Annotated in this window: 7 protein-coding genes; 5 read left to right on the top strand and 2 right to left on the bottom strand. The window is 60.7% G+C overall.

Translation table 11 applies throughout. The features are described from left to right. The first annotated feature begins 222 nt into the window (after positions 1-222). From ACP5H1_RS07590 to ACP5H1_RS07610, 5 genes are all read left to right on the top strand, one after another. Positions 223-3,273, top strand: coding sequence for a tubulin-like doman-containing protein (locus ACP5H1_RS07590; RefSeq protein WP_427973677.1), 3,051 nt, complete (start codon positions 223-225; stop codon positions 3,271-3,273). A 5-nt stretch (positions 3,274-3,278) separates the two neighbouring features. Beyond that, complete coding sequence (locus ACP5H1_RS07595; RefSeq protein WP_427973679.1) at positions 3,279-5,222, top strand: hypothetical protein; 1,944 nt, start codon at positions 3,279-3,281, stop codon at positions 5,220-5,222. 189 nt (positions 5,223-5,411) lie between these two features. After that, on the top strand, positions 5,412-5,693 hold the full coding sequence (locus ACP5H1_RS07600) for a macro domain-containing protein (protein WP_427973681.1): 282 nt from the start codon (positions 5,412-5,414) through the stop codon (positions 5,691-5,693). Between the two features lie 284 nt (positions 5,694-5,977). Next, positions 5,978-6,178, top strand: a complete 201-nt coding sequence (locus ACP5H1_RS07605) for a hypothetical protein (RefSeq protein ID WP_427973684.1) — start codon at positions 5,978-5,980, stop codon at positions 6,176-6,178. Positions 6,179-6,416: 238 nt separating this feature from the next. Further along, positions 6,417-6,614, top strand: coding sequence for a hypothetical protein (locus ACP5H1_RS07610; protein WP_427973687.1), 198 nt, complete (start codon positions 6,417-6,419; stop codon positions 6,612-6,614). Between the two features lie 175 nt (positions 6,615-6,789). Here the strand turns inward: ACP5H1_RS07610 and ACP5H1_RS07615 are convergent, their stop codons facing one another. After that, on the bottom strand, positions 6,790-7,512 hold the full coding sequence (locus ACP5H1_RS07615; RefSeq protein ID WP_427973690.1) for a hypothetical protein: 723 nt from the start codon (positions 7,510-7,512) through the stop codon (positions 6,790-6,792). Between the two features lie 2 nt (positions 7,513-7,514). Continuing rightward, positions 7,515-8,561 carry a hypothetical protein gene (locus tag ACP5H1_RS07620; protein ID WP_427973693.1) on the bottom strand — a complete coding sequence of 349 codons (1,047 nt, stop codon included), beginning with the start codon at positions 8,559-8,561 and terminating at the stop codon, positions 7,515-7,517. Positions 8,562-8,821: the final 260 nt, after the last annotated feature.

An 8,821-nucleotide genomic window follows, 5' to 3' on the forward strand; every position in this document is an offset into this window, starting at 1 on the left:
CTCCCCGCGTCCTCGAGGGGAGTGGCTCAACTGCCGCTCCCGTAGACGGCGCGGGGAGTCGGACAGGGGGGATGAGGGCGAGAGGCTGAGCAAAAGTTCATGAAGCCTCAGTGAAAGTCCGACCCCTGATTCGGCAGGGCTTTGCCCTCAGGCACAAATATATAACATATTTTTATAGGAAATATCAAAAGTTTTTTATGCCATAATTAACGCACAACTTATTTGGCAGAGAGTGAAAAACAAATGGGAAGTCTTTTAGTGCCGGCCCTCTTCTCCTACGCCGGAATAATAAGCATAGGTCTCGCCGCGCTGGAGTTCGTAGCCCTGTGGATGCTGACGGGCAAGATAATAATCAAGGAGTCAGGGATCAGCATCATTAACATCGCCTACACCGTGGCCTGGTCCGTGCTCACGCTGCTGGGGGTTGCCATATACTCGTTCATGTCGCCGGGGCTCGCCGCGCTGCCCACCGTGCTGCTCTACGTCATCTACTCCGTGCTGCTCGGCATAAGCGTGGTGCTCCTGGTAGTGCCCCTCGCCATGTTCTACGGCAAGTACAGGCAGTACCAGTCGCTGGCTAACAGGTACAACAACGTAAAGCTGAGGTACAACAAGGCCCGCACGGACGCCTCCTCGCTGTCGGACAGGCTGAAGAAGATAGGGGATAACATATCAAGCACGAGGGCGCTCATAGAGAGGTCCACGCAGCTGAAGGACATAGCCGACAGGAACCCGGACGTGATCATCAAGGGCGTGAACGAGCGCCCAACCATGCCGGAGTTCTCAATACCCAAGGTTAACTACGTGATCGTCGGCATAGGGGGCGGGGGTTCAGCCCTCCTGGAGAGCTACATAGAGTACCTGCGCTCGCAGGGGGCGATAAAGGACGAGCCCACCAACCCCTTCCTCTTCGTCTTCTTCGACCTCAACTCCTCCAACGCGGAGAGGCTGAGGAAGCAGTACGAGGGCACGGAGGTCGCGCCGAAGCTTTACGTCTTCAACCACTACGAGGCCATGACCCCGGACTCCATAAGGTTCACCAACCCCTGGATATCGGGCCTCTACCAGGAGTCCGAGATACCGGTCCAGGCCGCAGGGAACCTCAGGTTCGCGGGCCTCGCGGCCTACAATGCAATCAGGAGCGCGTTCATAGACGAGGTCAAGCACAGGCTGGAATCCCTCAAGTCGGCAACGGGGTACTCAGGCACCATGATCGTAGTCCTGACCTCGCTCGGAGGGGGGACCGGCTCGGGGTCGTTCCTCAAGATAACCATGGACCTCAAGAAGGCCGTTAAGGACCTGACGGGCGTCGACCCAATAGTGGCTGGCGTGAGCGTCATACCTAAGGAGGACGAGTCCGCGGTCAACCATGCCAACGCCTACGCGGCCATCAAGGAGCTGGTCTACCTCCTGAAGCACGGCTCCTCGCAGGGCATGAACTACCCGTTCGACTTCTTCTTCCTGGTGAGCAGGGAGAAGCCGGTCAGGAACGTGGACCTCATGATGGGCCTCGCCATCTCAAGGTTCCTGTTCGACCTGGGCACCTCAGGGGCGCCTAGGAAGGGCGAGGGCAAGGGGGTCGAGCAGGGGACCGCCTTCGCCCACACCTTCGACCTGGAGGACCTGAGGACGTACCTGCAGCCCATAGACCTCCTGACCTTCAGCAGGTACGAGATCTACTTCCCGGCGTCGAAGCTCTCGTGGCTCAAGCTGGTTGGCGAGCCCGTGCTCAGCGAGGTTGAGTCGAGGGAGAAGGACATCAGGAACACCCTCAGCGACGCTGAGGCCTCGCTCAACACCCTCAAGTCGGACGTGTCCGGCATACTAAATGACATAGACGCCCTTTACAGGGACATGCAGTCAGCGCTCATGTACCCCAACTTCGAGAGGAAGAAGCAGGACATGATGAAGGACCTGCTCTCCATCAAGTCAGACCTCTCGACGGGCGCAGTGACCGCGGCGTCGCTGGAGGGCGACTACAAGAGGCTCATGTCGCAGTCCGAGTCCCTGGGGTACCCAGAGCTGAGCAGGCGGGTGTCGGAGTTCAGGGCGGCCGTCTCGGAAACGATAAGCTTCCTCAGGTCGCCGCCCATATCGTCCATCGAGTACGTGTTCCCCGTGAAGTCACCTGATGACATAGACGTGGGCCAGCTGCAGACGGCCAACCTCTACGGCATGATAACCAGGCTGGGGCTGCAGGACGCCTTCAAGTCGGCGCTCACCAACCTCTCGGGCACCCTGGCTGGGGTCGGGCAGACCATGACCAACCTCAACTATGACCTGATAAAGGCCCCCATAGGGAGCACCAGCTCCTTCATAGAGTTCGTGAGGAAGTACAACCCCGACCTGGCGAGGGAGGGCGTGGTCTACACTCCCCCCATAAGGAACATACTGCAGCTCGTCACCACGGCGCCTGAGAACGTGTCAACTGCCGACTTCCCTACCGAGAAGACCATAACCCTCGCCCTGCAGAGCAAGGCCTCCAACCCCGCCTTCAGGCTGGGCTACGTCCCCGCTAAGAAGTTCTCGATATCGTCTTACAGGATAATCCACGGGATATACCTGTGGAGCGTAGCTGGGAAGGGGGACTACGTCTTCACAGACCTCAGCTACCTGAAGAGGAGCTACGAGCAGCTGAAGCTCCAGAAGAACATAGGCCTTCACCACTCACTCTTCTACGGCGACTTCAAGGACTTCGAGGACCTGACGGGCGTCAGGGTGAGCGGCATGTCGCCGGCGGAGGGCGTGAAGAGGGTAGTTGAATTCTGGTCAAGCTACGACCCGGAGCTTGACTACATAGACATGTGGGGGGTCCTGAGGCTGGCGTTCGTCTACGAGGGGCTCGCCGGGATAAGGAACGCCTTCGACAGCTACATGAAGGAGGCCTCAAGCGCCATTGACATGCTTTCAAAGGGCGGCACCGCGGTCCCCATGGAGAAGATAAGCAGGCTGGCCGAGGACATAGCGTCGCTGGAGGTGCCCAAGGTTAAGGCTGACATAGACAAAATAGCCGAGGCTAACAGGGTCGCCAGGAGCGAGGTCATAGACAGGGCGCTCCTGGGAATAAAGGAGACGGTGTCGGACGTCTACAACGTGCTCTCAAGCGCGGCCAACAGCCTGGAGGCCACCCTGACGAAGCTTTCCGAGGTCGAGGCGTCTAAGAAGGGGGACTACTTCGCCCTGAGGGAGCTCCAGGAGCTCAGGAACTCAATTATAACTGTCCAGCGTAAGGCCACTGAGATGGCTGAGGAGTTCATCAACGCCTACGGCTGACAGAAGTGGTAGAAGTGTCCGCGTCCCTCGGCCTGGGCGAGGAGGAGGCGTTCCTGGAGTACCTGGATGACGTCCTTCACAACCCCTCCCCTCCCCTCAGCGCTGTCTTTAAGGACCGCATGAATGAGATGAGGGACCTCGTGACGGCCTACGACGAGCTGAAGTCAGTAGTGAGGGGCGCGAGGGACGCGAGGGAGCTGTCAAGGCTCCTGAGGGACTACCACATATCAGTGGAGGACATAAGGAGGAGGGCCACGGGCCTCAGGAGCTACATGGTGGCCGACTCCAGGCGGTACATAAGCGCCGCCTGCACCAGCGAACTGCCGGCGACAGGGGTCAGGGAGCTGAGCAGACTCTGCGAGGTGGGCGAGCCCACCAGCGTTAACGACAGCATCGAGCTCGTGGAGAGGGCCCTGACCATAGCTGTGGCCGTTGACGTGGCCCGCGGCTGGGCCCAGGAGGCGGCGGCCTTCTACCTCTCAAGCCTCGGCGTGAGGTCCGCGGGGGACGTCAAGGAGGCCGCCTCGGCCCTGGCGGGCGAGGGCTTCAGGGGCAGGCTGACGGCCCTTTCCAGGGACCTCAAGACGGCCGCCAGGGGCCTGTGCGCCGCGGGCGACTACGACAAGTCCGAGAGGCTGAGGGGCTTTCACGGCCCGGACATGATAGTGGACCTCATGCTGTCGGGCAAGCTGGCCTCAGCCGTCGGGGACAGCGGCAGGTTCCTTGAGGCCCTGGCCGGGCAGCTCAAGAAGCAGCCCGGGGAGCTCCTCGGCCTCAGGTCGCCCTCCATTGTGGAGGAGGACCCCGTGCTCTCCGCCGTCCTCGTGCTCCCCGCGCTGGCGGGGGCCCGCGTGTCCCAGTACTGGAGGCTGGCGTACAGGGCCAGGGAGCTCGGCTTCAGGGGCAGGGCCGCCGTGGCCCTGTGGGCCCCTCCCAGGCCTGTGACGTGCTGGGGAGTGCTCGGGCTGGCCAGCGAGGCCTACAGGGACGCCCGGGATGGCGTGTTCGTTGACGTCAGGGACGAGAGGGCCGCCGTGGACGTGGCGTTCTCTGCCTACGCCGCGCTGTCCGAGGCCTTTGCCGCGCTGTCGGGCATGGCAGCTTCATACAGGAGGGCCTCTGAGGTGGCTACAGCGCTCGGGCTTCCCCCTCCCCCTGGCCCCCCGCCAGACCTCAGGGGGGCTGAGCTGACGCCTCAGCTCCTGAAGGAGGTGGCGGACTACGCCAGCTCCGCCGAGGCCTACGCGGCCAAGGTGAGGTCCCTGTCGCCCGAGGTCAGCCCCGACCTGGTCTTAAACGTGAGCGGCGTGCAGGTGAGGGAGGGGTGGCCTGTTGTCGAGGTGTGCCTGCCCGACGGCTCATGCGTGAGGGAGCCCCCGATAGCCGTGCTCGTGGCGGCCTCGCTCAAGCAAAACGACACGGCGGGCGACGTTATGAGGCGCGTCTCGGAGGCGCTGAAGGGCACCAGCGAAGGCCCCCCGCCCCCGGCAGCTGCGAGGGTGCTGAGGGACATAGTAGACATGGCCGCGGCTGGGGCCCTCAAGGCCCCCCAGCAGGGGAAGGCTGGGGGCGGCCAGCAGGCTAGGAGATACAATAGGTTAAGGATAGCGCTGTTTTATGGGGCTGAGGACTTCGTCCTCAGGCCCCTGAAGGACGCAGATGTCCTGGCGATAATCGATGAGGAGCAAAAGGTCGTAGAGCAGTACGAGAACCCGGCCCCCAAGTTCGGCGAGGAGGCAGCGATCCAGGGGATACTTGAGCTAGGGGCCTCAGCAGTGATAGTAAGGGATGACACCTTGAGCGAGAACGCCTACAAGGCGCTCAAGGGTCACGTCAAGTTCATGGTGACGGAGCTTAAGGACCTCTACCAGATCTTGGACAGACTTGATGAGCTTAAGTCCAAGGCAACCGATGAGATAAAGGAAATGGAGGTGAGGCAGAGCTCGTAAGACCTCCGGGGTCCTGGGGCCTACAGCAACATATTTTATTAGTGATCGTCCAGGTTCTGCGAGGGTAGCTCGTTGCTTGCCGTTAACTATAGGGGCGTTGAGGTTATCGTGAAGCGGGGGGGACATAACTGAAGAGGTCGTCGACGTTATTGTCAACCGGCCAACTCATTCATGATAATGGGGGGCGGCGTGGCCGGCGCCATTAAGAGGAAGGGAGGAGCGTCAATAGAACAGGAGGCCATGTCCAAGGCTCCCGTTGAGGTTGGAAACGCCATCGTTACAGGGGTCGGCAGGCTGAAGGCGAGGTTCGTCATACACGTCCCCACGATGCGCTACCCGGCCTCCAGAATAGGCGAGGAGAACATGAGGCCCGCAATGAGGGCAGCCCTCAAGCTGGCCGAGGAGCTAGGTCTCTCCTCGATAGCGTTCCCTGGGATGGGGACAGGCGTGGGGGAGTTCCATACTCTGTAGCCGCGACTGCTATGCCCACCGAGACGAGCGGGCCGCCGCAGACGACGTGGACCGCAACGGCGCGGGCTATCGACCTGGCCAGGGTTGCCTTCATTCGCGCGGGGAGGGCGAGGAAGATAAACAATGGGCCCTCGTCCTCCTGTGACCCATGCTGCTGATCTCCTTCTTCACGGCCTTCGCGATGCCGAAGCTCTGGGTTCCTGTTCATCATGAGCCTTATCATGGTTATTGCGGTGACGAATGCCAACAAATCCATCTCGAAGGACCACTCCAGCCCGAGCAGCGTGGTGAAGAGGAGATACTACGCCAGGGCGGGCAGGGACGTGCTAGTTGGCCTCTTCTTCGCCTTCATGATGGCCTTGGCGGTCCCGGCTATGAACCTTAGCACCGCCGGCGACCTCATTGAGGTCGCCCTCTTCATTATAATGGCGCTGCTGCTGGCGTCGTACTTCATGCTCCGCAGCGCCGCCTCAAAGCTTAAGTAGAGGAAGAGCCATGCTGGGCCGCGCGGAGGCTCACGTCATGATGGCACGACAACTGCGGCGCCGCGGGGGCCCTCACTGAAGTTGTGCAGTGGGGCCGTCGCTGTCCTTCAAGCCTTCGCTGCTAGGTATGTCAGCGTAACGCCGTGCTCACCGCTAAGACCTCGGCCTGGACGCGACGGCGGCCCAGGCCTACAGCTCCTTCACTAAGGAGTCCGTGGCGCGGCTCCTCAGCTGCCTTGTGGGCGTGAGGGAGAGCGCCTGGCCCCTGATCAGGCTTTATGACGACCTGCTCGGCGCGTCCGGCAGGACTGTCGCTGAGGCCGAGGGGGAGAGGCCCTCCATCAGGAAGGTCCTCAGAGGCGGGCTTACGTGGGGTCCGACTAACGGGGTTGAAAGACAGCGACACGCGGCGCTGGCCACGGCAATACCCTTTTGACGGCCAAGGACAAAGGCCAGGGACCCCTGAGTCCTGGAGCGTGAGCTTCACTTTACGGACGACCCAAGGCGAGGGCCCTCTGGCCGTGGGCATCATGTTGAAGCCGCGTTCAGCTGGGGCTTCTATCGCTGACCCTGCAGGCCCGCTCAGCCGTAACCACGCGCTCGGCGCCTTTTTATGAAGTGATAGAGATGTCCCCTGAGTTCCTCCTTAACTTATCCAAGGTGGTTTTTAAATCGTCAACGAATCTATGGAGGCCCTCGTCCCTATCAAGGAACTGGCCCCTGTAATTTTCTGCCAGGTACTTGGCAAAGGATCCAAGGTCGAACCAGAAGTCGCTGCTGCCCTCCTCCCGCACCTTCCTGGCTATGTACTGCACCAGGTAGACCTTTTTCTTTCCATCTTTGTTGTTAGCCTCCTCCTCAACAATATCCCTAAGGCGGGGGTCCAGCTTGTCAGCTACAACATCTTTGACAACGTCATAGATTAGGTGGTCCAAGTTGTTCCTGCCGACGTAGTAGATGGCAATCCTTTCTGCAACGCTTTTGTTGCAGGGGGGCAGACCCCCTGCCCTAATTTTGTTAACTACGCTGGTCACTTTGTCCTTAGCATCAGAGTCCATAAGCAGGTAGATCCTATCGGTTCTATCTTCCGCCTCACAGATCTTCTCGGCAAAGACATTCTCCAAGTTATCCTTGCCCCCGACGCTGCAGAGGTAAAGCGTGACATCATGGCTCTTGAGTTCCTTATAGTAGCAGTGTATGCCATATGTCGCCCTATCGTCCCTATTATTGTTGTTGGCCAGGTTCTGTCCAACGACGTCCTTGATGATCCCCGACACGAATAACAAGTCCATGCTTCCCTCGACAAGGATGAGGACTTCCTTCCTGCCCTTCAAGGCTAGCAGGGCCCCCTCAGGTCCCAGTCAAGCTCGAAGAGCTCCCTTGCCGCCCTCTCGCCGTCCATTACTCTGAAGCTCGGCCTCCTCGAGAGCCAGACCACCTGCGCCTCCTTTACCAGCTCGTCCCTCCTCAGCACCTCCCTCACCAGCTCAACGCTCTGGGTGGCTATGAACCACTGCGAGGCGGAGGCCGCAACTATGTCAACAGCGTCCGACAGGAGGGACGGGTGCATGTGCTGCTCAGGGGTGTCGAAGAGGACCACGTCCTTGGTGGCCGCCAAGGCCATCAGAGCCAGCGTCACGAACCCGCCCCCCGCGTACTGGGCGTGGAGCGTGGAGCTGCCCAGGCGGACCTCAAGGTAGGGGTTGCCGAGGCTGTCATATTTAACGCCGAGGAAGTCAATATTAAAGGCCTCCAGGAGCTTCCTGGCCCTGGCGTAGTCCGTCACGGCGGAGACCGCCTTAACGAAGTCCTGGCCCACGGGGTTGGGGACCCCGAGCCCGACGTAGCTCCTCGGGGGCCTCCTGCGGGCGAAGTACTTCATAACCCTGTCCCACGCCAGGTTCTTCGTCACGCTCACGGCTGGGGGCTGGCCAGGCGGCAGGGTGACGTCAATCCTTAGCGAAGAGAACTCCTCGCCGTTATAGTAAGCCTTAAACCCGAAGGTCATGACGGGGGACTGGGCTGGGGAGGGCACCTTAAGTATCTCGTCCCTGCCGACCGACCTGACGTCAACCCCGTCCACCGAAACGTCCATGTCCAGCTCGGAGAGGTTCAACGCCCAGGCGGGGTCCATCCTCATGGTGCTGAGGAGCGTGAGGAGGGGCGGGTACTTGCTGAGGTCCGCGTCCACGTCAGACGTCAGGAGGGCCACGGCAAGGGCCTCCAGGAGCGAGGTCTTGTAGGAGCCGTTACAGCCCACGATTATGTTTACCTTGGCGGGCCTCAGCTCAAGGTTTAGGCTCACCCCTCTGACCCTGTTCACCCTCACCTGCGATATCCACTCACTGCCCCTGCTCTCGTCCGAGGCCAGAACAGAGCCCATGGCTTTCTCTGCGACTTTAGCGAAATACAAGGATTAAAAGTCTTCTTCTAACGTAGACCGCGTCTCCTTGAGCGGTGAAATGCGTGCTGCCCAGGCCATCACCAGCTATGATAATGCCGGCTCCTCGAGCGAGACCTAACGGCACGAAACTCCCTCAGCATGAGAGTCAAGGATGACGAGGAGCGCCTCATGCAGCTCCTGGGACTTGAGGGCCGCTGACGGTCAGCCTCCGCCGCGGCACCAAAGCGGGCCGCCCTCCC

The sequence above is a fragment of the Acidilobus sp. genome (assembly GCF_049973875.1).
Taxonomy (GTDB): domain Archaea; phylum Thermoproteota; class Thermoprotei_A; order Sulfolobales; family Acidilobaceae; genus Acidilobus.